25 protein-coding genes are annotated in these 25,887 nt (G+C 40.4%); 17 read left to right on the forward strand and 8 right to left on the reverse strand.

The features are described 5' to 3' along the window. Positions 1-875 precede the first annotated feature (875 nt). Complete coding sequence (locus V7K49_RS32795) at positions 876-1,901, reverse strand: substrate-binding domain-containing protein (RefSeq protein WP_335209388.1); 1,026 nt, start codon at positions 1,899-1,901, stop codon at positions 876-878. Between the two features lie 1,529 nt (positions 1,902-3,430). Here V7K49_RS32795 and V7K49_RS32800 point away from each other — a divergent pair. The 12 genes from V7K49_RS32800 (at position 3,431) to V7K49_RS32855 (ending at position 16,436) form a co-directional block, all read left to right on the forward strand. Further along, positions 3,431-4,660 (forward strand): choice-of-anchor tandem repeat GloVer-containing protein, encoded by a 1,230-nt coding sequence (locus tag V7K49_RS32800; RefSeq protein ID WP_335209389.1) that lies wholly within the window; start codon positions 3,431-3,433, stop codon positions 4,658-4,660. 951 nt (positions 4,661-5,611) lie between these two features. Further along, positions 5,612-6,229: a hypothetical protein gene (locus tag V7K49_RS32805; protein WP_334868051.1), complete on the forward strand. Its 618-nt coding sequence runs from the start codon at positions 5,612-5,614 to the stop codon at positions 6,227-6,229. Between the two features lie 18 nt (positions 6,230-6,247). Then, positions 6,248-6,619, forward strand: coding sequence for a hypothetical protein (locus tag V7K49_RS32810; protein WP_273766249.1), 372 nt, complete (start codon positions 6,248-6,250; stop codon positions 6,617-6,619). Next, positions 6,573-9,320, forward strand: a complete 2,748-nt coding sequence (locus V7K49_RS32815; RefSeq protein ID WP_335209390.1) for a hypothetical protein — start codon at positions 6,573-6,575, stop codon at positions 9,318-9,320. The genes V7K49_RS32810 and V7K49_RS32815 overlap by 47 nt, the downstream gene beginning before the upstream one ends. Before the next feature lie 109 nt (positions 9,321-9,429). Further along, entirely contained in the window at positions 9,430-10,281 is an 852-nt protein-coding gene (locus tag V7K49_RS32820) for a hypothetical protein (RefSeq protein ID WP_335209391.1), read from the forward strand. A 196-nt stretch (positions 10,282-10,477) separates the two neighbouring features. After that, entirely contained in the window at positions 10,478-11,539 is a 1,062-nt protein-coding gene (locus V7K49_RS32825) for a hypothetical protein (RefSeq protein WP_335209393.1), read from the forward strand. Between the two features lie 112 nt (positions 11,540-11,651). Continuing rightward, complete coding sequence (locus tag V7K49_RS32830) at positions 11,652-12,476, forward strand: hypothetical protein (protein WP_334868059.1); 825 nt, start codon at positions 11,652-11,654, stop codon at positions 12,474-12,476. Positions 12,477-12,526: 50 nt separating this feature from the next. Beyond that, a complete protein-coding gene (locus V7K49_RS32835; protein ID WP_335209395.1) occupies positions 12,527-13,231 on the forward strand; it encodes a hypothetical protein in 705 nt (234 codons plus the stop codon). Then, on the forward strand, positions 13,228-14,835 hold the full coding sequence (locus tag V7K49_RS32840) for a TrbI/VirB10 family protein (RefSeq protein ID WP_335209397.1): 1,608 nt from the start codon (positions 13,228-13,230) through the stop codon (positions 14,833-14,835). The genes V7K49_RS32835 and V7K49_RS32840 overlap by 4 nt, the downstream gene beginning before the upstream one ends. Positions 14,836-14,954: 119 nt before the next feature. Next, positions 14,955-15,527 carry a hypothetical protein gene (locus V7K49_RS32845; protein ID WP_335209399.1) on the forward strand — a complete coding sequence of 191 codons (573 nt, stop codon included), beginning with the start codon at positions 14,955-14,957 and terminating at the stop codon, positions 15,525-15,527. Between the two features lie 348 nt (positions 15,528-15,875). Then, entirely contained in the window at positions 15,876-16,115 is a 240-nt protein-coding gene (locus V7K49_RS32850; RefSeq protein WP_334725213.1) for a hypothetical protein, read from the forward strand. Between the two features lie 63 nt (positions 16,116-16,178). Next, a complete protein-coding gene (locus tag V7K49_RS32855; RefSeq protein WP_298914598.1) occupies positions 16,179-16,436 on the forward strand; it encodes a hypothetical protein in 258 nt (85 codons plus the stop codon). Between the two features lie 54 nt (positions 16,437-16,490). Here the strand turns inward: V7K49_RS32855 and plsY are convergent, their stop codons facing one another. Next, a complete protein-coding gene (gene plsY, locus V7K49_RS32860; protein WP_335209401.1) occupies positions 16,491-17,168 on the reverse strand; it encodes a glycerol-3-phosphate 1-O-acyltransferase PlsY in 678 nt (225 codons plus the stop codon). 77 nt (positions 17,169-17,245) lie between these two features. After that, the gene (locus tag V7K49_RS32865; protein ID WP_334868070.1) at positions 17,246-18,520 is read right to left on the reverse strand and encodes a DUF3086 domain-containing protein; all 1,275 of its coding nucleotides are present in this window, start codon (positions 18,518-18,520) and stop codon (positions 17,246-17,248) included. A gap of 94 nt (positions 18,521-18,614) precedes the next feature. Here V7K49_RS32865 and V7K49_RS32870 point away from each other — a divergent pair, with 94 nt between their 5' ends. After that, positions 18,615-18,740: a hypothetical protein gene (locus V7K49_RS32870; protein ID WP_334868072.1), complete on the forward strand. Its 126-nt coding sequence runs from the start codon at positions 18,615-18,617 to the stop codon at positions 18,738-18,740. A 12-nt stretch (positions 18,741-18,752) separates the two neighbouring features. Here V7K49_RS32870 and V7K49_RS32875 read toward each other — a convergent pair whose 3' ends face one another. Both V7K49_RS32875 and V7K49_RS32880 read right to left on the reverse strand, forming a co-directional pair. Beyond that, positions 18,753-19,169 (reverse strand): DUF3119 family protein, encoded by a 417-nt coding sequence (locus tag V7K49_RS32875; protein WP_334792739.1) that lies wholly within the window; start codon positions 19,167-19,169, stop codon positions 18,753-18,755. Between the two features lie 87 nt (positions 19,170-19,256). Further along, complete coding sequence (locus tag V7K49_RS32880) at positions 19,257-20,054, reverse strand: MlaE family lipid ABC transporter permease subunit (RefSeq protein ID WP_334792738.1); 798 nt, start codon at positions 20,052-20,054, stop codon at positions 19,257-19,259. 410 nt (positions 20,055-20,464) lie between these two features. On the opposite strand from V7K49_RS32880, the gene V7K49_RS32885 reads away from it, so the two are divergent. The 4 genes from V7K49_RS32885 to V7K49_RS32900 all read left to right on the forward strand — a co-directional run bounded on the left by V7K49_RS32885 (position 20,465) and on the right by V7K49_RS32900 (position 23,683). Next, a complete protein-coding gene (locus V7K49_RS32885; RefSeq protein WP_334868074.1) occupies positions 20,465-20,761 on the forward strand; it encodes a hypothetical protein in 297 nt (98 codons plus the stop codon). A 545-nt stretch (positions 20,762-21,306) separates the two neighbouring features. Then, positions 21,307-22,128, forward strand: a complete 822-nt coding sequence (gene sppA, locus V7K49_RS32890) for a signal peptide peptidase SppA (protein WP_298914614.1) — start codon at positions 21,307-21,309, stop codon at positions 22,126-22,128. A gap of 127 nt (positions 22,129-22,255) precedes the next feature. After that, positions 22,256-22,669 (forward strand): chorismate mutase, encoded by a 414-nt coding sequence (aroH, locus tag V7K49_RS32895; protein ID WP_335209403.1) that lies wholly within the window; start codon positions 22,256-22,258, stop codon positions 22,667-22,669. Between the two features lie 447 nt (positions 22,670-23,116). Continuing rightward, positions 23,117-23,683 (forward strand): hypothetical protein, encoded by a 567-nt coding sequence (locus V7K49_RS32900; protein ID WP_335209405.1) that lies wholly within the window; start codon positions 23,117-23,119, stop codon positions 23,681-23,683. Between the two features lie 408 nt (positions 23,684-24,091). On the opposite strand, the gene V7K49_RS32905 is transcribed toward V7K49_RS32900, so the two are convergent. From V7K49_RS32905 to crtR, 3 genes are all read right to left on the reverse strand, one after another. Then, positions 24,092-24,457, reverse strand: coding sequence for a hypothetical protein (locus V7K49_RS32905; RefSeq protein WP_335209406.1), 366 nt, complete (start codon positions 24,455-24,457; stop codon positions 24,092-24,094). A 13-nt stretch (positions 24,458-24,470) separates the two neighbouring features. Continuing rightward, entirely contained in the window at positions 24,471-24,737 is a 267-nt protein-coding gene (locus V7K49_RS32910; protein ID WP_334868322.1) for a papain fold toxin domain-containing protein, read from the reverse strand. A gap of 161 nt (positions 24,738-24,898) precedes the next feature. Continuing rightward, positions 24,899-25,798, reverse strand: coding sequence for a beta-carotene hydroxylase (gene crtR, locus V7K49_RS32915; RefSeq protein WP_335209407.1), 900 nt, complete (start codon positions 25,796-25,798; stop codon positions 24,899-24,901). Positions 25,799-25,887: the final 89 nt, after the last annotated feature.

A 25,887-nucleotide genomic window follows, 5' to 3' on the forward strand; every position in this document is an offset into this window, starting at 1 on the left:
GGGAAGGGGGCTAGGTGGGTTAGATTTCGAGGGTTTTGATATTAATAACGATACTTTTCAAACATCCTTTAAGAGCGATCGCAATCACAAACTCTCTGATATTTATTTATACCCATTTATTTATTGCCTTATATTTTCTAAAAATTAAGAGCATCTTTACGAATTATTGACATAAATAATCGCCTAAATAAATCCCCAGGATTGTAAATATAATCCTGGGGCATCATCTTTATATCCTGTCTAAGATATTTATAAATCTAAAGAAGACAAAGGCGGTTAAAACCAAAAACGGTATTCACGCAATTATGGATTCAAGACATCATTCACGTAAGTATTGACAACACCTTTAGACAGAGTTTTAATCGCAGCTGGAAGAGGAGCATAGCCAGGATCTCTAGCTATATCGTCCGCGCCGGTGGTTCCTAAAGCCCAGGCGATGAATCCTTTAATCCCATTTGCTACCTTAATGTCTGCGTATTTGTCATAAAATAGCAGGTAAGTTGCGTTAACAATGGGATAAGCATTTGCAGCTGTTGGATCAATGACTACGAGTTTAATCCGCCGAGGACTTCCATCTTGGTCAGTCGTACCAACAAAAGCATTTCCAATTGAAGTTGGTGAGATGGGATTGTAAGTACCTGCCTTGTTCTGTAAGACAGCAGCTCCAAATCAACGAGTTTAAAACCCTAGCAAATCGTTGGGTAAAATATAGTCCTTTCATAGGGGCGTAACGTCTTGCGCCCCTACAGCGTGTTGTATGCAAACGAGAATTGCTATGAATAAAACCCCAGGATTGTAAATATAATCCTGAGGCAGAATTTTCATATTTTTGTCAACACCTTTTCTCTGATAGTCTGCTAGGTTAATTTATAAACCTACGGAACAGAACCATATCCGAGAGATGGAGCTGAAGCTTTTGCAGCTGTAATGAACCCTTTAAAGTCTAAGTCTGAGTAATACAACAAATAAGTTGCTCCGGAAATGGGATAAGCACTTGCACTCTTGGGATCGGTCAAATTATCAATCCTAGTCAGCTGCTTATTAGTACCGTATGTTACAACAGTCCCATCTTTAATAGCCGCTGTAATTGAAGCTGGTGAAACAGCAATATAGTTACCTGCCTTGTTACGTAAGAGTGCAGCAGGTAGCTTTTTAGTTAAACGGGTTGCATTATCCACATAACCAATTGCACCTTTAGTACTTGCGATCACATCGCCTACCTTTCCGCCACCAGTAGCGCTAAGGAAAGTGCTTGTCCAATTAACAGTTGTACCCACTCCTCCCTTCCATATATTAGCTGCTGGAACACCTGGAGTCTTACATGCAGCATTGAGATGACTGCTTAAAACAAAAGTGCTACCACTTGAGTCAGCACGATGTACAACTTTGATGGGTAGATTGAGTGCTATTTGGCGACCGTTATCTGCACTAATGCTCTTATCGTTCCAATTTTTGATGCTACCGTTCAAAATACCACAGTAACTAGCTCGTGAAAGCTTAAGTCCTGCTGGTAGACCAATAGTGTTAAAAGCTAATGTGATTCCGACACTTACCACAGGCACTTGGACGTAACCACGACCCCCAGTAACTTTTTCTGTTCCTGCTACGGGGTCGTCACTAGCTGCAAAAGCGAGTGGGCGAGGAGTACCAGCTGGTGGGGTTTGAGTGAAAAAAGCTTTTAACCCTGCGCCACTACCATTTGCAGTATATGTGAATGCGAACTTCGATTTTAGAGCTGCAAATAAAGCACTTACAGTACTTGCACCTGCACCATTACCTATAGAGGTCACAGCTAGAGATTTCTGAGTAGTAGTTTGACCTACTACTAAACCAGTTGCTATAGCAAGTACAGAAATTGAACTTGCCAAATAGGTCAATGGACGATTAGGATAAAAAGCCATGTCAAGCTCCTTCAAATTAATTTCCGGTTCAACACCTTATCAAATCAAAATCAAGTGTCAAACTGGTGATTAGAAATAACCTTATATAATGACAAAAGATTTGCCTTATAAAGGTTATCAGTAAATCAAAAGTTTTCACAAAGCTCTGAAGAATGTAGAGTAAACTCAAGGTAAAGCTTTCAAAGATTTAGAGGGCATTTAGCTATTGCTAATTGACCCTATCACATGATTCTTTGCTACTTAAAAACTCTCCATTTATAAGTAAGTTTGTAGAAATAAATATTGAGGGGCTTTATTATCGGGGAGTGTGGTTAATAGGTATTATGAGTCATACCTCAATTCCCATTCTCAGTCTCTTATTCCCTTTTAAAAAGCCATGTTTAATTCTACCTACTTACTTATTTGGGATGGCAATTTTATCTAAGATTATGAAAATCACTATCTTTAAATGTACATGCCCAGCAGTTTGCCATAAGCTACCGCTAAGGTGCTAAGTAAAGAAAGTCAGTATTTCACAAATCTGTTAGGTAGCTAATAGCTGTTAAAATTTGCCAACGAAATCAACAGTATAATCTCAAGGTAAAGTTAAAGTAATGATTGCATTATGAAATGATTAAAAAACTTAAATATATTTCTGGAATTTAGAGGTGTTTTAAAAGTGGTTTTTGTCGCACTTTTTTATTCTCTCTCCAGAGTAAAATCTAAAATTTTCGCTTATATATGGTTTTCCTTAATTAAGCTTTTTTTAGAGGTGTTAATAAGTATTTAATAGAGTTTATGCAGTTGACAAATTAATCAGCGCGTGTATTAACAAAAATACGTTGTTTTAGCATTTTATCAATCATCCTTTTATTAGTTGCATAGGCGTAGCCCAACCCAGACGTCGCAAAAAAATAGCTGAAAAATCTAGTTATTATACCAGAAACCTATGTTTCATATTTAGTGTTTTATGTCAATGGGTAAGTTATAGTATTAGCCCTTTCAAAGTGGATAAAAATTTTGCTCAAGAAACTCCTCTTTAAGCTCTTGATGTGGTTAAATAAGATGCTTTTGTGTCCCAGCAGTAAACAGGGCTGGATGCAATACTTTTGGGTTAAGGATTTTTGATATTGATTTTAGGTATGTAGAGACGTTGCAAGGCAACGAACGTCTCTACAAAAGATTTCGGGCTTAACCCAAGCGTATTGGGGCTGGATGGGTTGGATGTCTGTTTTGGACACCTTTAATTTGACGAGGGGTTAATTTAATAGCCAAGCGATCGCTTGGCTATCTATACCAATTAGAGTAATCATTAAATATTTTTCGTAAAAGTATTGTTTTAAAAGCATTTGAGATTATCCTCTCACCAAAGTCATAAAAAAGCTTTATTTTGTCAGAATTTAGGGTTTTTTCCCATTTTTTGTGTTGATCACGACATCTAAAAAAAAAATAGTTATCTATGCTACTAAACGAAGTCATCAACGAGGTCAATTTTACGTTATTGACTTAAGCGCTATATCCAGTCTCATCAAATTTTTTCTAGGTTTTAAATGAACAAGACTAATCTGGACAAACAACGTCAAAACAAAAACAGGGTATCAATTTTAACTTCCCTGGCTGTTTTGGCTTCTCCATTGGTATTGCCTTTGCATCAAGCTGTTGCTGCATCATTGACTACTGTTGCAAATTTCAACGGTGCTAATGGATCTGCGCCAAGAGCTGGTGTATTTCAGGGTAAGGATCTCAATCTTTATGGAACCACTTCTGCTGGTGGCTCATCTAACAACGGAAGTGCATTCAAGTTGAGTGGTACCGGTTTCAGTACTCTGACCACACTGATCAACTTTACGGGAACAGCCCTACCCAACAGAGGGACTAATCCAATCGCTAGATTATTCCAGGCAAGCAATGGCAATTTATATGGGGCGACCTTTACAGGTGGCGCAAGTAACCTCGGCACATTGTTTAGCTTGGCATCACCAGCTTTTACAGGTCTGACAACTCTTGTAAATTTTACTGGCATCAGTAATGGAGCTAACCCAGCAGGCCGACTGATTGCGGATAGCACTGGCAAGGTTTTGTGGGGGACAACCTCGGCAGGTGGGGCCAGTAGTAAAGGAACTATATTCAATGTTGTGCTGAGTGGCAGTCCAGTCACCACTGTAATCAGCTTCACCGGTACTAATGGAGCAACCCCATTAGCAAGATTGCAACTGGTGACTACCAATGGAAGCTACTATGGCACTGCCTCTTTAGGTGGAGCAAGTAATAAAGGAGTTGTATTCAAGTACACTCCTACTAATCCTATTGCTACTAGGTATAGTTTTTCTAGCTTTACTGGCGCTAATGGGGCAAGTCCAGAGTCTGGATTAATTGTATCTAGCGGATTCCTCTACGGTACTACTAGGTTAGGTGGAGCCAGCAATGTAGGTGCTATATTCAAAGTTCCAATTGGAACAGCCACTAATCCTATCGGTGCACCCGTTTTAGTTGCCAGTTTTAATGGCGCTAATGGGGCCAACCCAAAGGCTGCGCTTACACCAGGAGCAAGCAGTGGTATCTTCTATGGCACAGCTTCTACTGGCGGGGCAAATAACAAAGGAGTTGTTTATCGATTGAATGTTGGAACTACTTCAACTATCACCCAGTTGATTAGTTTTAATACCACTAATGGGGCAACGCCAGAGTCAACGCTAATTCCGGTCGGTACTGATTTTTACGGTACTGCCTCTGCTGGTGGCGGTTCTGGTAAAGGAACTGTATTTAAATTTACACCTTAAGAGCGAGATAATCTGCGTGTAAAATAAATAGTAGAGCGTAGATTTGAAAAATGTTGATTTATTACTTCCAGATAGTCAGGAAGCGTGGCTATCTGAAAGTAATTATAGACAGTCGGAGAAACTAAATTTCCTAAAATGGAAAGAAAATTGCTGCAATCAGTGCTATTGTAATAATTTATACATAATTAATCTGAGATTATCTCCGTTTAATTGCCCATAATTAAGAGAACCTCACCCCGGCTATAGCTAAAGCTATAGGCTCCATACCTCTAATCCCCACTTCGTAGGGGCCCGAGTTTCCCTACTAGGGGAAGGGCTGCTCTTGAGAGGTCACCCACGAATCACAAGTAATTTGCCAGACATCATATGAAATGCCTAATAATGCCCAATCGGCTTTAAGAGGTCATCAGTGATAGCATAGATGGTAATAATTTAATTCAACATAAACCCCTTCTAATTTTTCTCTGGAGGGGACTTTATTCCTTAAATGATCTCGTTAAATAATCTCGTTGCGATCGCCTGAATCAATAACTGGCAACCCTGAATCAATAACTGGCAACTTGGGTTAGTAGTACATCCTATCAGGATAATATCTTACAAAACGGTTGCTTGGAGAGAATAAAATGTTTTTCTATAGAAGCTGTAACTATCGTTATTGTATGACTCTGGTGAGATAATAACGAGTTTTAACGAGCTTAAACGATGAAGTCAGATTTGTCAGGGAATTAGCGATGCCTGGCGGCAAGCCCTACGGGTGACGCTCGTACCTTCATACTTATTAAATAAATATTAATGCTTTCTTAACTTAACTTAATACGAATTTATGTATAGTATAGAACTTTGCTAAACTTTATAAGTTGAGGAAAAATGAGTATTCAATCATGTTAAATTGGAAATAATTGTAAAATTTTAGACAACCAACACTCAAGTACATTATAGGAAAATTAGCAAATGTCTAGACAAAGTTCTCACAAGAGAAACTTTTTCAAAGCTTTAACTGGTAGCGCTGTCAAAGGATCTCAGAAGTTAAGACCGGGACTGGAATCCAGCTTGATGATTCTGGTTGAATCTATACCTTTTTTGATTGCTTGTGCTGTATTTATAAGCGTTATCAGCCTAAAAAGTCCTATCCTGCTTTTTTGTTTACTAGTTGGTAGTTTAATTGCAGTCATTACCCAGCAAATTGGGCAGCAGGTGAATTTACCAAGGCGATCGCTAATATTATTACAAATTTTAGCAGCAGCGATTATTCTGAGTTTATATTGGTTAGACTGTTTTGCAGCCCCCGCACAAGCACAGTTTTTTGGGGAAGCTGAAAAGTTTTTCAAAAGAAACTTAGGTGGTGCAGCAACAAATGGTGGTGGTAGTGAGGTACCAATAAGTTTGATATTTAATGTGTTGCGGGCGATTTACTTACTCTATATTGCAATTTCTCTGGTTGGTGTGATTAACGCAGTGCGTAAAGATGAAGATTGGCAAAGCATTGCCAGAACTCCCCTATTAGTCGTTGTTGCTGTTACCATTGCTGATGTACTCACACGCTTTGTAATTGGTCCACAAGGGCAGTAAATAATTCAGATATTTCAAATGTCTCAAGAGCGGGAACAAGAATTTCGTCCAGTCAATCAGGTTCTGGGAAGCCAACCTTCATTAGGACCAATCCCTGCTGATCAAATTCTTCCTTGGACGGTAATTGCCTTAGCCTCCTACTTTATTATCAATGGAATTTTTGGGGGGATTTTCCAAGAAGAGTTTCAAAAATGGTTGTGGACAATACTCATGACTGGTTGGGGAATCGGAACTTGGTGGATCTTAACTGGTGGTAGGAGTTGGAGTTTTTTAAGTAAATTTATTGGTGTTCCCGCTTGGACAAGAGGCTTTGCTCGTTATCAAAGCTTACTGGAAGTTAACCATGAAGCAAAAAATCGGAAAACAAAGCGTCAGCGTCGCCGGAAATGAAAGTAGATTAACACCATTTGAAGATGCCTTACACTTGGCGACAATGCTACGTGTCGCAATGAATGGACGTGATATTGGCGCTTACCTTTTGACAAAAGGCACTCAAAAAGATAGGTTCTGCTTTGTTTTTGGTTTTGACTGTAAGGGAATTCATACCACTTTAAGACCTGAACAAATAGATACACTTTTTAATAACATTGAAGCAGGATTGAAAGATATCCCTAGCGGTGAAAGAATGACACTGCATTTGGGATCTTTTAGTTCCGACAAAGAGCGCCAAAAAGAATTAGCAACATTAATCAGAAATGCGCCATCACGAGATATCAAATATTTGTTGATGGCGGAAAGAGCTAGAGTTAAAGAACTTACTATTTCTGGTGTTCGGAAGCCGAAATTTTTACGAATTTACGTCACTTACACCATTGAATCTAACTCGCAACATGCAGACGATTGGATAGAGAAGCTTTTAGTTAAAGCTGAATCATGGTGGCTGAAATTCAAAGGGGATCTCTCAGAAGTAGAAAACCAACGCATTGAAACCTTGATCACAAATGCTTACAAACAGGGTTTTTTGCGCTGGGAACAAATTTTATCTAACCAAATGGGATTGGATGTCAAGCCTTTGACAGCTGATGAACTCTGGAAGGAGATATGGAAAAGGTTTAATGATACAGAGCCAATAGAGATTCCCCAGTTGATGACTTTAGATGAACAAGGACTACATGAGCAAGTTAATTCAGATTTAGCTAGTACTAAATTGCTAATAGACAATATCCACGGCACAACTTTGCTGATGGAGTCTAGCGTACCTTGTGCCGATCGCCGCTGGGTTAATGTTAACAATCGTTATATTGGCGCACTGTCATTTCTGGAAAAACCCGGAGGTTGGCCAAATAAATCTGCTCAACTGCGCTATTTATGGGAACTGTTGGCCAGAGAAAGAGTAGTAGATACAGAGATTTTTTGTGAGTTGACGGCGGCAAATCCAGCATTGGTGAAAACTACTTTGCAACGAGTCTTGAAACAGTCAAACATGACGACAATCATGGCTCAAGAAAAAAGTAAAACTATTGATGTCAACGCTCAATTAAAGTTGAAGAAATCGGTAGCAGCACAAGAACAATTATTTGAAGGTGCAGTACCGATTTATACGAGCATAGCCATTTTGGTACATCGTCCAACTGTAGAAAAATTAGATGAGGCAACAAGATATATTGAAAACTGTTTTCAACGTCCAGCAAGGGTAATTAGGGAAACTGAGTATGCCTGGAAAATTTGGCTGCAAACTCTACCAATAGTTTGGGAAGGTTTGTTGGCAACACCCTTCAACCGTCGCCAGCTATATTTAACAAGTGAAGTTCCTGGATTAATGCCTTTAGTTTTAACTAAACAGGGGGATAAACAAGGCTTTGAGTTGATTGCTGAAGAAGGCGGAACACCCGTACATTTAGATTTATTTAATCAACACAAAAATTTAGCTTTGTTTGCCACAACTCGTGCTGGTAAATCGGTGTTGGTATCAGGGATTTTAACTCAGGCTTTGGCGCATGGCATTCCTGTAGTGGCGTTAGATTTCCCTAAACCCGATGGTACATCTACTTTCACTGACTACACAGAGTTTATGGAGGGGAATGGAGCCTATTTTGATATCTCGAAACAATCGAATAACTTATTTGAACAACCAGACTTACGATCGCTAGAACCAGAACAACAGCGCGATCGCTTTAACGATTATACCGCCTTCCTAGAATCAGCTTTAATGACAATGGTTTTAGGATCATCGACTGAAAGTCAAATTCTATCGCAAACAGTGCGATCGCTGCTCAACTTAGCATTAGAAGCCTTCTTTGCTGATCAGGGCATAAAAGAGCGATATATACAGGCGATGGCAGGGGGATTTGGCACTCAGGCTTGGCTGAAAACTCCTACCTTAAAAGATTTTCTGTTTTTCTGTTCATCAGAACATTTGCAGCTAAGTTCTTTAACTGGCAGAGTAGAAGACGCCCTCAGTCAAATTCAGCTACGCTTGCGGTTTTGGCTTTCTAGCCGCGTGGGACAAGCTATTTCTGCACCATCCAGCTTTCCTACCGATGCACAACTTTTAGTTTTTGCTCTCAGAAACCTATCAGATAGTGAAGATGCAGCCGTACTATCTTTGAGTGCCTATTCAGCAGCATTACGACGCGCACTCAGCAGCCCAGCTTCTATATTCTTCATTGATGAAGCACCAATTTTATTTGAATTCGAGCAAATTTCTGACTTAGTTGGCAGAATTTGTGCGAACGGTGCTAAAGCCGGTATCAGAGTCATCTTATCAGGACAAGATCCTGATACTATTGCCAAATCTAAAGCTGCATCTAAAATTTTGCAAAACCTGACAACACGATTGATTGGACGCATTCAGCCAGTTGCAGTGGATAGTTTTGCAGACATCTTAAAGTATCCCCGCCAAATTATTTCTCGTAATGCGTCGGAAAGCTTTTTTCCCCGCAAAGAAGGCGTTTATAGCCAATGGCTGCTAGATGATAACGGTATTTATACATTCTGTCGTTACTATCCAGGTTACGAACAATTGGCAGCAGTTGCTAATAACCCCTCTGAACAAACTGCACGCAGTAAAATGATGCAACTTCACAGCAATAAATATGAAGCAATTTCTGCATTTGCACGTCAGTTAGTGGCTACTCTACGTAGTAGTTAATCGGGTTATGTAAGCAGTTAACAGTGTTTCAAAAAGTTATAAATCATAGTTAAAAAGCTAAATTTCTGACTTACTACTTAATTTCATCTACTTTTTCAGGCACAAATGTATGCGAAAAACTACCATTTTTACTTTTACGTTGCTATCCCTGGCAATCCTACCAGCAATGGCACAAGTTGAGACGGGATTAGGCCAGGTTTGGACTGATTTTCAATCATATTCCACAGATTTGCAACAGTACCTTCAAGATAATCTGAGCGAAAACTCAAATCCTCTAGAAGTACAGAGTCAAAATGCTGCTCTTAATAGTGCCAACGGAGAATTGAAAATACCTAACCCCGTCGCGGCGGGACAACAGGTTCGTAATGATTTGATTAACTACTCTTATAGATCAGACTCTAAATCAAGCCGCTTTGAAAATAATTCAGCAGTCCGGGGAAATTTAGTTAGTAATGAACTTAATCGTCTAATTACTCGTGGAATAGCGGTAGGTGTTCTTGGTAAAAATGGACAAACTCGGACAAAACTAAAGTTAGATAATATTCAAAATACTCTTAGTAATGTTGCAGATTCAAATGATGAAAATCAATTAAACAAAGAGATACAGAAATTTAAGGGAAATATTCCACAATCTCCTCTTAATAATAATGATAATAGGAATGCTATAGCAATGGCAAGCGGAGTAGTAGCAGGATTAGGCCCTGCTTTAGCAGTATTGCTAGAGGCTAACCAAGAAACACTTCAAATCCAAAAAGAGCAGATAAAAATTGTCGGAGAATCATATGCCAAGTCTACACAATTGGAGCAGACTTTGCAATATTCTAATTTAAATTTGGCAAATATTTCTCAACAGGCAGAAGAGGCGAATCGCGCTCAGAGAGTAGATACATCCACAGAAGCTGCGCGACTTTTACGAGCTACTTCTCAACTAGATTTATTTGGTAGAAAAGTTGATAAGTAGGATTTTAGGATAATAAAACTCTAATTTTCCATCCAATTTTTAAAATCCTTAAACTTCTTACAAACCAACAGGAAATCTAAAAAACCGTTTTGTAGGGTGCGTTAGCGACAGCGTAACGCACCTAAAGCATCCGGGATGGTGCGTTACGTTCCTAATGCACCCTACGAAATCTAAAAAAACAGCCCATAAACTGAAAATGCAACTTGCTATTCAACTAATTTTTGCCCAAGTAGGCGCCCAAGTAGGCATTGATCAGATTCTCGATAATGGTGCCGCAACTTCCCAAAGCATTGCCGAAGGTTGGGACAAACAATGGCTGGATTTATTACAAAATAATACCAGTAATAACTTGTATGGAGCGCTGACCAATCTGGGTATTTTTTTTGCAGTAGGAACCCTGTTATTTTTTATGATACAATTCCTCAAAGACTTATTATCCTACGAATATACCCGTCCCATATCAGCTTTAATTTGGCCTTTTATTGTGGTGATCCTCTTAAGTAATTCAGGCAAGGGAAGTATCCTTTCTAATCTGACACTAGGATTGCGGAATTTTTTAAACACTGTGAATCAGCAAGTATTGGTGACAGCAGATGCGAATAAAATGTATCAGCAAGCACTGAATATGAGTGTTGCCGAAGAAGTAGCTGGTTCTTTTCTGCGTCCTTGCCAGTCACTTACTGGTGAACAACAAAGTCAATGCTTTGAGAAAGCTGCCGAAAAAGTCAATATTCTCTGGCAGAAATATAGAGATACATACGGAAATAAAAGCTGGATAATTAGACTACAAAATAAAATAAATAATATTAGATATGGCACTGGCATTGTATCAGAAACTTCATTTAATTCTTTGTTAGGTTCTACAGTCCAAACGAGCATCAAAAACTTTTTAGTTTCCTTACAATATGCCTTCCAGAATTTGATAGAAGCGACTATGTTGCTGATAGCAGCTTTAGGTCCACTGGCTGTAGGTGGCTCTTTACTCCCTGTAGCTGGTAAACCAATTTTTGCATGGCTGACTGGATTTTTATCTATTGGAATCGCCAAGATTTCATTCAATATTATTGCTGTGCTGACTGCCGCAGTTATTGTAAATGGGCCAGGTCAAGATGCTAATGTTGATCCAGACTTAATGTGGTTCATAATTTTTCTGGGAATTTTAGCACCAATTTTATCGTTACTTGTGGCTGCTGCTGGCGGTTTTGCAGTCTTCAGTGCGATCAGCAATACGGCTTCTTTAGTAAAGGAAAGGATATAATAAATTCAAAATTAAAAAAGATAAATCTTATATTGGCAAGTGTCCTGACTGCTGACTAGATGCAAATCATCATATATAATATCTGAAGTTTTTTGCAGGAGGAGATAAGTAAATGGTAAGTTTATTAGAAAAAAGACAAAGAACGGCAAGTGTTTTAACAATTTTTGCGATCGCTACCTTCAGTTTACATATATTAGTTTTACTTTTATTCATATTCCAAGGGCTAAATATTCGCCAACTCAGTCTGAGAAAACCTCCTAATTTTGTGCAATTAATAGACGGTAAACCAGTAACTAATATTGATGATTTAGCAAGAGAACCAGAAGCAATTCGCCAATTTATCAGCAAAACGATGATATCAATGTTTAGCTGGTCTGGAACTTTACCACCACAAACTATCGAAGAAGTTGCAAACCCCAGATCAGATTTAGGAATTCTTATTAGAACACCTCAAGGTGGTAGTCAAAAGATTAGTACCAGCAGTTGGATAGCTAGTTTTGCCTTATCCGAAGACTTTCGCAAAGGTTTCTTAAGCACAGTTGCAGAAATGACACCACCAGAAGTTTTCTCTGAAAATCCCAGCCTTGTTATGACATCACAATTAGTTATTAAGCGGGTTTATCCGCCAAAACAAATTGCACCAGGTAAGTGGCGAGTGGGGATGGTAGCCGACTTAATTCAAAAAAACCGAGTTGGTGGTGCAAAACTCATAACTCCTTTTAACAAAGATTTCCTTGTCCGTGCAGCAGATTATTTTGGTAATCCCCAAGCCAATAATGGTACAGACTTGCAAAAAGCAATTTATAGTGTCCGCGCTGATAGATTAGAAATTTATGAAATTCGTAACTTATGTTTACTAGATGGCTACAACAACCTTAATGAAGATAAATTAAAGCAATGCGGGAGTGGACAAACATCTGATAGCTTTATAAGATAATCGATTTATAATTCATTGGTTCATAGTTAAATTTATATAATTAATTATTAATGCAATTACTCAAACCAGAAAACAAAAAAAATAGCCCCTTACCACTGTTGGTAGTAGGAACATTTGGTTTACATCTGTTTACCTTGCTTTTGCTAATATTTCACGGGTCTATGTTACAACAGTTAAGTCGGCAACTTACACCTCAAAGCTTAGTGCAGCTTGTTGATGGTCGCACTATAACCATAGACCCCCAACCAAATTTAAAGCGACAGCCAGAGGCTATTCGGCGCTTTGTGGGTGAAACTATGAGCTTAATGCTTACCTGGTCACAACAACAGCCGCCAACACAAGTTTGGGAAATTACCTCCCAACTGGTAGCTGATGATTTTAAACAAAAACTTAAGTCAGAACTTACTAATTTAAATCCAGATAACCAATTTGAAAATGTTAATAGAGGAACTGAGAATGTATTAGTAATCCAAAAAATTTATCAACCTACAGAAATAGGCGATGGAAAGTGGAAAGTAGAGATGTTTGCCAATCAATTAGTTTTTAGCAGTTATGATAAGTTGGGAAAATCAATTTCGTTTAATAAACAAATTTTAGTTAGAGCAATAGATGAACCAGCAACTTCGCTACCAAATGCACCACTACCGTTGCACTTCGCAGCTTACCGCCTTGGTGAAGCCAGACTAGAAATTTACAATGTATGTGAAATCAAAGATAAAAATTGTTCTGGAAATCCTAACCAAGCTTTACCATGACTCGATACTCAATTCCTGCAAAAACGCCTCCCCAAAATGGATTTACTCTAACTACCGACGATCGCCAACCAGAAGTAGAATCTTTAGATTGGGAATCAGAGATGTCAAGGTTGGTCGGCTTTGAAGAAGAATCTTCTACCGATACCCAAGGATCAGAAGACTCTGCAACGCCGCAAGAGTCGCTTTCTCAACCACAAGAAGTTCAGACTAAGCAACCCATCTCATCTAATCCCTTTGCAAAGTTAGGCTTGGTAGGCGCTGCTACCTTAGCGATAGTTTTGGTGGGTGGTGTGTTTTTGTCCCAGTTGATGAGTTCCAGCAATCAAAAGCCAAAAAATATTGTTTCTCCACAAGTACAAAAGCAGCCAACTAATGAATCTAGCTCTCAACAGCTAGAAAGCGATCTAGATACTTACAAAACGAAATTAGCCCTGACTGAACAAGCAGAGTCAGTGAAAGCCGCCCAACAACAGCTCAGAATTGCCAAATCAACGCCGACAGTAGCCTTAAAAGCAGAACCGTCAGTTTCTCCCAGAGGTAGAGAGAAAGTGATCCCAACACCCGCACCAACATACATACCTCGGACAGTGACAGTTGAGCGCATCGTTAAAGTACCTGCTTCTCAACCTTTGCCATCACCCCAGATACCAGTTGTGCAGCCAAACACTCAACCCGTAGTCAATATAACTCCACCATCTCCACCAAGCCCATTACAAGAGTGGGCAAGGTTAGCAAAGTTAGGTAGCTACGGTCAAGTAAGCGTCACTGATCAACCTAATAACATCGCAGCTGCTCCTGAACCTGCAAACAATACGCAGCCGCAGGAACAGACACCAAACCCCAATCCTGACCAAACCACCCCACAACAGGAAACTCCTGCTCCTGTGGTGAGCCAAGCGCAAGCGAAGGGAGATAAATCTGTAGCAGTAGGAAGTAGTGCTAAAGCTGTGTTAGCAACAGCGATATTTGGGGAAACTAATACTAAATCAGGCGGTGGTGATGAAGCAGGTGGAGAGAAAAACGTATTTGTGATCCGATTGAAAGAACCATTAAAATCTACGGATGGTTCGATCGCTTTACCTGCAAACACCGAATTCCTCACTGAAATTGGTTCCCTTTCTGAACAAGGTCTTTTGCAGATGAACGTAGTCAAAGTTATCTCGCATAATGATGGCAACCCTACAGAACTAAGCTTACCCAACAATGCAATTATTCTTCGCGGTACCCAAGGTAAACCTTTAATTGCAAATAAATTTCCCAGTTCAAGTTCGTCCATAGCATCAATGGATGCAGGACTATTCATTTTGGGAGGTATTGGTAAAGCGGCAGAGTTAATAAACCGTAGTGATACTGAACTCCAACCACTTACTACACAAAGTACCGTTGACGGCAACACCAGTAGCAGCACAAGTCTTACTACTGTTACTAAGAACAGACGCAACCTTGCAGCTGGAGTTGTGGAAGGTGGTATGAACTCTGTAGTTCCCCAAATTGCCCAACGTAATCAACAGGCGATCGCCCAAATGTCACAACAAACTAATGTTTGGTTTTTGCCAGCCGGTACAAATATTGAAATATACGTTAATCAAGTAACCCAGTTTTAGGAGGTAGGATTTATACTAATTTTAGATTTTGGATTGGGTAATGGTAATTGGTAATTAGTTTTCCTTCCATCCTTCCCATCTCCCCTTATTCTATCTACCAATCTACCCCATTTGCAACCATGAAAAATAATACTAACTTGTCAGGAAATACCTCAAATAATTATTATTTCCTACCTATAGCTTCCTTGATTTTCTCGGTTGCTATGTTCTTGTTAGTAGGTCGTGCTATAGCTAATAATGCTGTTCTGCGTTCCGTATTTTCTTGCCAAGCACAGGGTTTAGGGGGACTAATACCTACTATTAAGGTTTGGTATCAACAAGGAACAAACTTAAGTTTTATTCCGGCTGGAGAAGTAATTAAAAAAGTTTGGTTAAACGATCCGTCACAGGTAACTATAGATTTTGATGGACCGGTATGTATGCAGTTTGGTCAAGATCCTAATACTAGTGGAGGAGATTGTAAAAACTCAGCAGCGAATGTCATTCAACTCAGACGAATTAAAAAACTGGACATTCCTGGACTTCCTCCTACTAGCAATACACTTTTAACAGTTGTTACCGAAGCGCAAGGTAAAAATAAGTTGTATACTTTCCGAGTGTTATATGGAACAGATAACCCTGAATATCACACTTTAGCAATTTTTTCCGATCCTTCTGGTCAAGAAGGATCTTGTGCGAAAGTTTCACAATAAACTTCTAGCAAAAGTACCAGACGACAACGACTGAAGTTTCCCTCCACAAAAAGCGCTGATGCATACGTATATCTGCATTGTGGCTTTTCAAAAGCCTTGCTCTAATTCCCTCCTTAGAAAGAAGGGTTAGGGAGGATCTAAGTCTTTTAGCAGTTTTTTTCTTTATAGAGTACGGTTTAAGATAGGAAATAGTAAGTGGTGTACAATCAATTAAAAAATTCTATTACTTAACCCTCTTAACTGACTCAGGCGTTTTCAGCCTACATCTTTATAAGTCTTTAGATAAAAACTAACTATAAATTCTAAATCTGTGCAAATATAAAGAAAAGCTTAAGAGGTTACAGGCTCATGGTGACTGCTAAAATGATGCAACAGCTCTGGGCTGTAATCGAATCTACCCAGGTCAGCACCCTGCTCCAGTTTGACGATGCTGCCTTAGTACAATTGCTCCTCCAGCAGTTAAAAGTTAAGCAGGGGATTGATGCCCAGGCAGATAGCACCCTCAATACTTATATAAAATCTAAACTGCCCCTGATTCGCGATACAGCGGAAGGTCGATTATCCTTCGGCCAAGGCGGCAATGATTAGCACGAGAAATCAAATAATTGCTCACTGCCAAGCATACGCTCATAGTTCAAACAGTGGAATATTATGAATCACTGGCTAGTAATTGCCCTGGTAGCTTATCTAATTGGAGCAGCGATTGAAGGGGTGAGTACAGCCAGTCAGTTATCTCATTCAGTGCCAGAACTAGCTAAAAGTACACAAGCTCATCCTTCAGATTCTGCCACTCCGCCTAGTTCGAGTTGGCGAGTTGTGGCCGCCATCGCCTCAGTAAGTATCTGTGGAGCTTTTTTGTGGCCTTGCCGTCTTTTCCACCGTTTAATTAAAGGGAACGTTCATTCATAAGCCTAACCCGGCTGAAGCATGGGGCAAAAAATACAGCGTATTGCGGTTGGTTAATTATCCAGTTTGTTCTGGTGTCGCTACATTTTGCCCAATTTTTGGCTCCGTTCCCGCAAGCAGTCGTTCAATATTAGTGAGATGGCGCAAAATCACATACAATCCACCGGCAATCCCAAATAGAACATAGGGTAACGGTTGATGCAAAAGGATCATGAAAATGGAAACAGCGATCGCACCTGCAATTGAACTCAAAGAGACAAGCCGCGATATCGCCACAACGACGGCAAACACACCCGCTGTTGCTAAACCTACCTGCCAACTCATTACCAACAAAATCCCCAAGCTGATAGCAACAGATTTACCACCGGTAAAGCCCAAAAAAATCGATTTACTATGTCCCAGGATGGCAGCTAACCCAACTAAAGTTACCAACCAGGGTTGCCACACTTGTGCATCTACCGTTGAGGGGATAAAATTTTGACTGGGTGCAAAATTGAACAACCAATAAACCAGAGCGATCGCTAATACTCCCTTTAAGGAATCAAGTACTAAAACCAATGCTCCTGGCCCTTTCCCCAAGGTTCTTAGTACATTAGTTGCACCAGTGGAACCTGAACCAACTTCCCGAATATCAATACCTTTTAACTGCTTTACAGCAATGTACCCAGTGGGAAAAGAACCCAGCAGGTAGGCTATGACCACAATTGCCCCACATCCGGTTAACCAAATAGCCATAATAAAATTTAAAATTCACTCATTCAAAATTCAAAAAAGTCCAGAGAAATAGCTTTTAACTCTGGACTATTGACTAATTAAAAGTCATCATCATAGTTTCTCACGGTTTTGGGATCAGGGGCAAAGGCTAACCACAGAGGAAATTGCAGTAGTGACAAACTGATTTGCTCCTCTGAATCGTCAATTATAATTAAGGGCAGTTGATCGGCCTTCGTCAATCGGTCTGCTTTCTGAGCCAGAGCATCAGACGCCTCAAATAATACCACACCTCGGTCTGGGCCAAAATCCGGACGACCGATTCCCAGACAGTCTTGCAAGCCGCGCCGCCATTCACCTAATCGCTCCGGTGTATTAGCTAAAACTAAAGTACGGACGCGATCGCCATACAGCTTGTGTAATATCGAAATTGCGGCTGAGGCAATTAGGATATTCTGTAAGCGGCTACCCATTGTCCGCAAACCACCCCGTCCCCCTTGGGTAAAAAACCAGTTGGAGACTCGTTCTGCGTGGATTGGTTCAAAGGTTCGGCGTAGTTGCCACGCTGGCCCGTAGTAATCTGGTTTGTTGCGGTATTGGTCAATTAGGCGGCGAATTTGCTTTGTAGTATCTTGAAATTGCTGTTGGGCAAATTGGGGTATTCCAGGTTGGGGTTCAACTGGTTTAGCCTCTTTTACAGATGGTTTTTCTCGTTCCACTACACTTGGTGTCAGTTGCAACTGTTCAGCGGCTGCGGCCAAATCCTGTAAGCTACCTGTGAGATAGTCTTTAAAACCCTGCACCCGAATTGCTAAGTCTTGGGATGCTCCAGCAAAAGTGGTTCGCATCTCGTTGCGGATACGTTCTTGACGGCGTTCTAGCTGTTCTACAGAAATTTGCAGCGCTTGTTTGCGTTGTTCTAATTGCACCAGTGACTCTTGCACGAGCCGTCCCAGTGAGGTTTGAGTTTCAGTCACTTGTGACTGAAGGTTTTTGTAAGAAGCTTGCAGCTTAGCTATTTCTTCCTTGAGGGCAGCTTCAGCGCTCTGCAACTCTGCCACTCGCTGCTCTGCCTCTGCATATAATGAATTATTTTCTGATCCGATTTTTGACCCCAGTCCGACATTTCCCGCTTCTAACTGCGCTACAAACTCGCCATTTGAATTTTCTGTTAGCTCTACTGTCGAATCTACCACTTCTGCATTGGAGATGAGTGGCTCAAAAGTTGCGTAGTCTGGTGATGAGCTAATGGCTGCTGTTTCTACCACTAACTCAACAGATGGATTTACTGGATGTTCTACTGCATTGTTCTGTTCTTGTTTTTCTGCCAACCGCTCATCAATTGGTTCTGGGGTTTGAGATTCCTCTGGGTTCATAAACAATAGTGTAATTCCTATGACGCGAATAAATAGCTTTCAGAAATATTACAATTGACCTGCCATAAAAGTTTTGAGTCATGAGTGCTGAGTTATGAGTCTAGAGCAAAACGACTCAGCACAGATGGTACTCATACCAATTATTTATGAAGCTGCACAAAATCAAGCTTGGTCAGACTTGGGGATTTTGCCCCAAGTTCTGGAGCAACCTCATAGGTAATCAATATCAGCACTAAATACGTGGACAACGTTGTTCTAAGCAATTTTTCAAGGTATTGGGGTCAAATAAAATCGGCAAAAAGTGAATGCTTTTAATTTCTTTAAAGTAAAACAGGATGGGGACTCCACTCCAAAATATCCGCCAGTTTTGCCATTCCTGGTAGGGAAAGCGCCGAATCAATTTTTCGCCTCTGTAAATATCTAAGTCGGTGGCGGTAAATTGTAAACGCAGCGTTAACGCCTGAAACATGAGAAACAAACCAAACAGTGTGAAAACGGAACCTACCAACGGTTGTACCAACAGTAGTGGAATGGCGGCAATCACCAACACTATAGGTATATTGTAACTAGGCTTGAGTTCCACAGTTGATGTGGAGTTAGGAGCAAATGAACTGGTCACAGTCTTAAATCCTGCTTTATTACTAGGCATCTCTCCTATTTTAAGAGTTAGGAGTAAGGAGTTTTAACTCATAACTCCTAACCGGAGGCTGAGCGTCTCCGGCTTTGCTCCTAACTTTTATAGGCCTTGCAAGAATGCACTGCCAGTCCCCTGAAACATTAACCAAGAAAGAAAGAAGTTACTAACAAATATAATCAGTAAGGCAGTCACAACAGCAGTTGTGGTTGACTGTCCTACACCTTTGGCTCCTCCTGTTGTCGTCAACCCCCAACTGCAACCAATTACGGCGATTAAAATGCCAAAGCAACACGCCTTAATCATGGCGCTCAAAATATCCCAGATCCCAAGAAAGTTACGGGCTGAGTCTAGAAATACCGTATCAGACAGGCTGTAGATATTTGTCGCAATTATTAATCCCCCGAACATCCCTGTTACCAAAGACAAGAGGGTTAAAATTGGTAGCATTAAACAGCAAGCAAGGACGCGGGGGATAACCAGGTAATCGATTGGATCTGTTCTTAACATCAACATGGCATCGATTTGTTCTGTGACCCGCATGGTACCGATTTCGGCTGCAAAGGCAGAACCGACTCGCCCCGCCAAAACCACTGCTGTCAACACGGGAGCGAGTTCTCGTGTCAACGCGACAGAAAGCACTCCGCCGATAATGTTTCCTGCGCCAAAGTTGATAAATTCCCGCGCCACCTGAATGGTAAACACTGCGCCAACGAAAATAGCCGTCAATAGAGCAATAAATAGGGAATCTGGCCCAACTGCTGCCATTTGTTGCAAGGTGTTGCGCCGATGGATTTTGCCCTTCAATAGGTGAACTAGTACTTGCCCACCCAGAAAAATCGCTGCCAGCAGCCGCTGACTCCATTCTCCTAAACTGGATTTGGATGTAGTCTGGTTCAATGTTCTCTAGCTAACTCGGTAACTGCCTTAAGAATAGCGGAAGTCGTTGAGAATAGGGAATGGGAACTGATGACTGGGGCATTGGTTATTTCCCCTATCTCCCCATACCCCCAACGGGGCTGAATATTAACTTAGATTAAAGATGCTCTCAGAAAATGAAGCTGTTGTTAAACATACTGCAAACCAATAAATAGGTGCTAGCCTTGGCTATAACCTTGATTTTACAAGGTTTTCGTAGATTTAAGTCATTTATTTATATCCCCAGCATGTGCTGTAACTGGTAGCCGTTTCTTTTAATGAAAACTTAAGATTTTTGACAGATTGTCTGCTCTGAAGCGATCGCACGTATTGTAGAAAATGACAAACCGCTATCTAGCTCTTGTCATCTCTACTCACGGAGTTTGTCCTAAATGACTATTTTCATTAACTTTCTCCGCTCTTTACTACTTACGATCATTTTTAGTTTTGTCGCTCCCATGTTACTTGTTGGCGGCGGACTGTTCCTTTTATCCCTCATCGGTCACTTCCCCGGTTTACAAGAGTTTACTGAGGCGATCGCTACTCAGATTATGCATTTTCTCGCCACCTTTGGCAGTGGAACTCCCCTTCGGGGATTATTTGTGATTAGCTTGACCTGGAGTTTCGTCGGGGCACTGTTTGATATGTACGCTTATTATCGGTGTCAAATTTTACGAATTGATTCATAAATAGTGCAAATTCCTTCGTCAGGTGCTCATAGGCTGTACAACAAAGGAAAAAGTGATATTTCCAAAAGTGAAAGTACTACTGGTCTTAACCTAAATAGGGATTAGTGTTGCTGAATGAATTTTTATTGATTAATATTGAGTACCAAAATTCTTGATTAAATACTTATTATTCATTAGTTATTAGTTATTAATTACTGACGACTAGTACAGGTGCGCGACCGTAGCAAACTAATTATCAAGAGGTCAAAAAGATAAATTATCAAAGGTTTTAGAATTTTTAATTCTGCAAACCAGCTAAAAAAGTCTGTGCTAAATCACCACGTTTGACGCTAAACTAGAGTTTGGCATTTTGTGTTAGCTACAATCTTTAAGGACTTGATTAGCATTTCTTGAGAATATCAAAAAAAACTCACTGCAAAATATAAAAATTTCCTTAAAATCTTGAACAGCACAGTGCCTGCTCATGTTTCTTAACAGAGCAAAGCAAGTCGTCTGACCTCTGGGCATCTTATATTGAATTATATTACGAGGTATGTTGACAACTCATGATTTGGCCGTTTAAGCCCAAGTTTAGAAAACAAATTGCGCGGATTGAAATTACTGGTGCGATCGCCGGTGCTACTCGCAAACGCGTCCTAGAAGCCCTGAAAACGATAGAAGAAAAAAAGTTTCCCGCATTATTGCTACGTATTGATAGTCCTGGCGGTACAGTCGGAGATTCCCAAGAAATCTACAGCGCCCTGAAGCGTTTGCGCGAAAAAATTAAAATCGTCGCTAGCTTTGGCAATATTTCGGCTTCTGGAGGAGTCTACATCGGCATGGGAGCCGAACACATCGTAGCTAACCCAGGTACAATTACGGGTAGTATCGGTGTGATTTTGCGTGGGAATAACTTGGAACGCTTGCTAGAAAAAATCGGTGTTTCCTTCATGGTAATTAAGTCTGGCCCTTACAAAGACATTTTGGCTTTTGACCGGGAACTGACTCAACCAGAAGCAAACATCCTGCAAGAGTTGATTGACACAAGTTATCAGCAGTTTGTCCAAACGGTAGCTGATGGCCGTTCTTTAGCAGTAGAAACTGTGAAAAGCTTCGCCGATGGTCGGATTTTTACCGGACAGCAAGCCCTAGAGTTGGGTGTTGTAGACCGCCTGGGTACAGAAGAAGATGCCCGTCGCTGGACAGCAGAACTGGTCGGTCTTGATCCGGAAAAAACTCTCTGCTATACCCTAGAAGAACGTAAACCTTTATTGAGTCGCCTTTTACCAGGGAGTCGTCAGGTTTCATCAGGAATTGGGGCTGGTATTGATTGGCTCGAATTTGAAATGTCTACCAGTGGTTTACCGTTGTGGTTATATCGACCCTAGTATGAGTTAGGAGCGGAGCCAAAGACGCTCCGCCTCCGGTTATGAGTGAGGAGTTATGAGTTAAAAATCTTACTTCTCATTCTTAACTCCTAACTTCTCACTTTTGTGTTTTAAGGAGGATTTTGGCGTGGACTGGCAAATGCGGGCTATTCGCGGAGCAACAACTGCTTCAGAAAATACTGTTGAGGCAATCCGAGAGGTGGTGACAGAACTACTAGATGAGCTGGAAAACCGGAATCAATTCCAGCCGAGCGACATGATTAGTGTGACTTTCTCTGTGACACGTGATTTAGACGTAGTTTTTCCAGCTGCAATCGCCAGAGCGCGGACTGGTTGGGATAATGTGGCAATGTTGGATGTGCAGCAAATGCACGTCGAAGGTAGCTTACAGCGCTGCATTCGGTTCTTAATCCACGCCTATCTGCCAGCCTCCGCCTCAATTCATCATATCTATTTACGCAACGCCGCTGGCTTGCGTCCCGACTGGAGTTTGCCCCAGTCTTTACAAACATCACAGCCAGCAGTTAAGTCAAAAGTGTAAATTATTTAGGATATATAAAAAACAGCACAAAATAAGTTACTACGGCGATGATGAGGCTGCTCAACCTGTTGCTATTGGCAGGAAAGTAAGCTAATCGTCATTCATTTTTTCAGAATGATTCGCTTCTAGTAAGCAGCCGCATCTCTAGTTTTATATAACTTATAATGCTCATTAGCTTATTATTAGCTTTTTGTAATCATTTCATATACAAAAGCTATTGCTCTTAAGTAGGTAGGCACGAGAAAACCAATATATGTTTATTTTTGTAAAAACAGTGAAATAAGGAATTTGTAAGGTATCTGTCGAATTTAGATTTCGTTACATACTTGGAAATTTTCTCGCACACTTACTTATCCAGAAATTTTCCGTCTAATAACCACTTAGATCGTAGAACTGTTTGGGAATAGTAAGGAGAATAGTTCTTGAAATAACATGCGGAGAGTATGTATGGGCATCTTCCTTGCAATCTTACTTTTTGTAGGGTTCGTTATCCTTTTGATTTCTATGAGTAAAGATGTAAATACATCTAATCCACCACAATCCTCTACTACTCCAAGCTCGTCTTCTAGCTCTCCTGCTCTAGAATCATTCTCTAACAAAGCAGTTAAAGCAGATTGGAACACATCAATTTTTGGAGAAGATGCGTTGAGGAGGGGTAATGGGCTATATCGACAAGGAATAAATATATATCAAGTTTCACCGGAAACTGCTTCTCAATATTTCAGAGATGCTTTTAACTCCATTCAAACTCTTGCTAGTAGATACTCGAATAATCCAATCTTTTACCTCAATATGCTGGAGTGCGCTATGGGGTTTGATTACGATGTAGCTATTGTTAGTGGGAACAAATTTTTTGAACTGGTAGAGTATGGAAATTTTACTATTGAACAGATGGCTACAATCTATGATATGTCTCGTAAAATGTACAAACTATTAATTGCACAAGGACAATTTGAAGCAGGCAAGCGTTTTGCGAGTAAGACTGTATCTGTTGCTAATGAAATACTGAAATAGACTTATAATGCAGGGTTAGAAAAAGAGAGAGACATCGCAGCATATTTTTATGGCAATCTTTCTGAGGGAAATCACAATGTTAAGCGTAACATAACACATGGTTTAGATAGTCCAGAACCTTAGTGTAAATTCGATATAATGAACGAGCCTGAAATGCTTAGAAAAATTCAAGGTTGGGCAAGAGAGGCTCTCAACTCAGGCAATTATGGTCTAACAGCTTCAGAGTTCATCAATCAAATCCAATACTTCTTGTTCAACTACTCTGGAACGAAGAATATCTAGAGCATCCTGATCTGCCAGTTCAATAATCTCTGCGAGACATTGTTGCAATTATTGAGCAATGTTAGGTTGCCATTGGCGTAGTTTTGTGTCAAGTTCTTAGACTAAAGCATTCATTTCAAGTTTCTTTTACTCTTGAGTTCCTGAAACTACTATCAAGCTATTCGTTGCATTCGGTTGAAATTCACTGGAATATTCTGTTTGAGTGAATTCATCAAACAATTTGAAAAACTGATCTAGTGCAGTGTGTTCATCTTGGGAGAAAAATAAAATAATCTGATCCCAAGTCTGATTGGAAGTTAAATTAAATCTCTGCTGAATCCAGGTTTGAAATTCTGAAAATTGCTGTTCTTGTTGTGTTTGAGGGATTCCTATCTGGCGACGAGCAAAGCAGTAACCTGCCAGAAAAGTGCGGAGGTTGGAAATGGAAGCTCGTCCTAAATACATGGCAGGACGTTTCTTTATATTGCAGATTAGGTCATATAAATCAACCATCTGTCCCTCTAGCTTAAAATTCGATTTCGGTGATTTGGAAATTGCCGCCTAAATCTTGGGCAGGGCAGTATAGGTTATTAATCCAGTCTACTCTTGAAATTCCTTCGGGGTGGATGTTGTCAAAGATGAGTTCTTGTCCATCAATTTCAACGGCGATCGCTTCATGTCGTCCGTTAATGGAGATATTTTGTCGGAGGCGTTCATGGTAAATGTTGCAGAAGGGATCTTCTCTACTACCTGTGAACAGGCTAATCTGTTTACCAGAAATGTTTTGATCAATTAGGAATTAGCGCAAGGCGATCGCACAGGGAACACATTCAAAAATCTGGAATTGTGCAGCGATCGCACTCAGTTGACTATGAACGCTAGCCTTGCTCATGATGTACTTTTGTCAATTCCCCAGTGCTAGCTATTAGTGGGCGATCGCTTTATGCAACAACTCTATTCTTTGTGGTGATCAAACCGAATTCCTAAAAAAATGTCATAAACAAACTCAAAAAAGTCCTTTTTTTGTAACAATCCTGAAGTTTGATAACAGCCTTTTTTATCTAAAAGTGGCTTCATCACATAGTATGCAGGCTGGTAATTATACCAAGGAATAGAAGGCCACAGATGATGAATTAAGTGGTAATTCTGTCCCATAATCAGGATATTCAGAATTGGGTTAGGATAAACGCGAGCATTTTTCCAGCGATCGCGCTCCGCAAAAGGACGATGGGGCAAATAGTCAAAAAAGAATCCCAGTGCTATCCCCACCACGAAAGCCGGTATAAACCAAAAATTGAGAATATAACCCAAAAAGTGGTATTGCACTGATATATAAACAATTACACCGACAATCAAGCGGCTGATGAACCATTCTAGTAGCTCATATTTACGCCACAGTCGCCGTTTAAAGAAAAACACCTCGTGGTACAAAAACCGCACTGCAATCAGCCACAGCGGCCCACCTGTAGATACATAATGATCTGGGTCGTCCTTGGGATGGTTGACATGGCCATGATGCTGCAAATGCACCCGCGTAAACACTGGAAAAGCAAAAACTAGCATCAACGCACTGCCATGCCCCAACATCGCATTCATCACCCGGTTGCGATGGGCAGATTGGTGACAAGCGTCGTGAATTACAGTCCCAGCACAATGCAAGGCAATAGTGTTAACACAAAAGCACAACCAGTGCGGCCATTCCCAAAGCCAGTAACCAAAGCTAGATAACACCAGCATTGTCACAGCTACGAAAAACAGCAGTAGCGTGCGATTGAAATCACCAGGAGGCGCTAAAAATTCCTTGGGTGGGATTGTCAGTGGCTTTTGTGCCTCCGATGCGATCTTCTCTAACATTGACTCCTTCTTAATCAAACATTACAAATATACGATAAAGATGAGGAAAGAATAAATTTTTGTAAAGTTTTGTATAGCAATATTTATCT

Source organism: Nostoc sp. (assembly GCF_036919675.1).
Taxonomy (GTDB): Bacteria; Cyanobacteriota; Cyanobacteriia; order Cyanobacteriales; family Nostocaceae; genus Nostoc.

Bases quoted from the DNA above. Each gene is read 5' to 3' on its own strand.
- V7K49_RS32810 (WP_273766249.1), top strand. From the start codon at position 6,248: ATGTCTCAAGAGCGGGAACAAGAATTTCGTCCAGTCAATCAGGTTCTG.
- V7K49_RS32905 (WP_335209406.1), bottom strand. From the start codon at position 24,457: ATGGTTGATTTATATGACCTAATCTGCAATATAAAGAAACGTCCTGCC.
- V7K49_RS32800 (WP_335209389.1), top strand. From the start codon at position 3,431: ATGAACAAGACTAATCTGGACAAACAACGTCAAAACAAAAACAGGGTA.
- V7K49_RS32870 (WP_334868072.1), top strand. From the start codon at position 18,615: ATGAGTCTAGAGCAAAACGACTCAGCACAGATGGTACTCATACCAATT.
- V7K49_RS32840 (WP_335209397.1), top strand. From the start codon at position 13,228: ATGACTCGATACTCAATTCCTGCAAAAACGCCTCCCCAAAATGGATTT.
- V7K49_RS32865 (WP_334868070.1), bottom strand. From the start codon at position 18,520: ATGAACCCAGAGGAATCTCAAACCCCAGAACCAATTGATGAGCGGTTG.
- V7K49_RS32850 (WP_334725213.1), top strand. From the start codon at position 15,876: ATGGTGACTGCTAAAATGATGCAACAGCTCTGGGCTGTAATCGAATCT.
- V7K49_RS32830 (WP_334868059.1), top strand. From the start codon at position 11,652: ATGGTAAGTTTATTAGAAAAAAGACAAAGAACGGCAAGTGTTTTAACA.
- sppA (WP_298914614.1), top strand. From the start codon at position 21,307: ATGATTTGGCCGTTTAAGCCCAAGTTTAGAAAACAAATTGCGCGGATT.
- crtR (WP_335209407.1), bottom strand. From the start codon at position 25,798: ATGTTAGAGAAGATCGCATCGGAGGCACAAAAGCCACTGACAATCCCA.
- V7K49_RS32795 (WP_335209388.1), bottom strand. From the start codon at position 1,901: ATGGCTTTTTATCCTAATCGTCCATTGACCTATTTGGCAAGTTCAATT.
- V7K49_RS32855 (WP_298914598.1), top strand. From the start codon at position 16,179: ATGAATCACTGGCTAGTAATTGCCCTGGTAGCTTATCTAATTGGAGCA.
- V7K49_RS32820 (WP_335209391.1), top strand. From the start codon at position 9,430: ATGCGAAAAACTACCATTTTTACTTTTACGTTGCTATCCCTGGCAATC.
- V7K49_RS32805 (WP_334868051.1), top strand. From the start codon at position 5,612: ATGTCTAGACAAAGTTCTCACAAGAGAAACTTTTTCAAAGCTTTAACT.
- plsY (WP_335209401.1), bottom strand. From the start codon at position 17,168: ATGGCTATTTGGTTAACCGGATGTGGGGCAATTGTGGTCATAGCCTAC.
- V7K49_RS32815 (WP_335209390.1), top strand. From the start codon at position 6,573: ATGAAGCAAAAAATCGGAAAACAAAGCGTCAGCGTCGCCGGAAATGAA.
- V7K49_RS32875 (WP_334792739.1), bottom strand. From the start codon at position 19,169: ATGCCTAGTAATAAAGCAGGATTTAAGACTGTGACCAGTTCATTTGCT.
- V7K49_RS32900 (WP_335209405.1), top strand. From the start codon at position 23,117: ATGGGCATCTTCCTTGCAATCTTACTTTTTGTAGGGTTCGTTATCCTT.
- V7K49_RS32825 (WP_335209393.1), top strand. From the start codon at position 10,478: ATGCAACTTGCTATTCAACTAATTTTTGCCCAAGTAGGCGCCCAAGTA.
- V7K49_RS32885 (WP_334868074.1), top strand. From the start codon at position 20,465: ATGACTATTTTCATTAACTTTCTCCGCTCTTTACTACTTACGATCATT.
- V7K49_RS32845 (WP_335209399.1), top strand. From the start codon at position 14,955: ATGAAAAATAATACTAACTTGTCAGGAAATACCTCAAATAATTATTAT.
- V7K49_RS32835 (WP_335209395.1), top strand. From the start codon at position 12,527: ATGCAATTACTCAAACCAGAAAACAAAAAAAATAGCCCCTTACCACTG.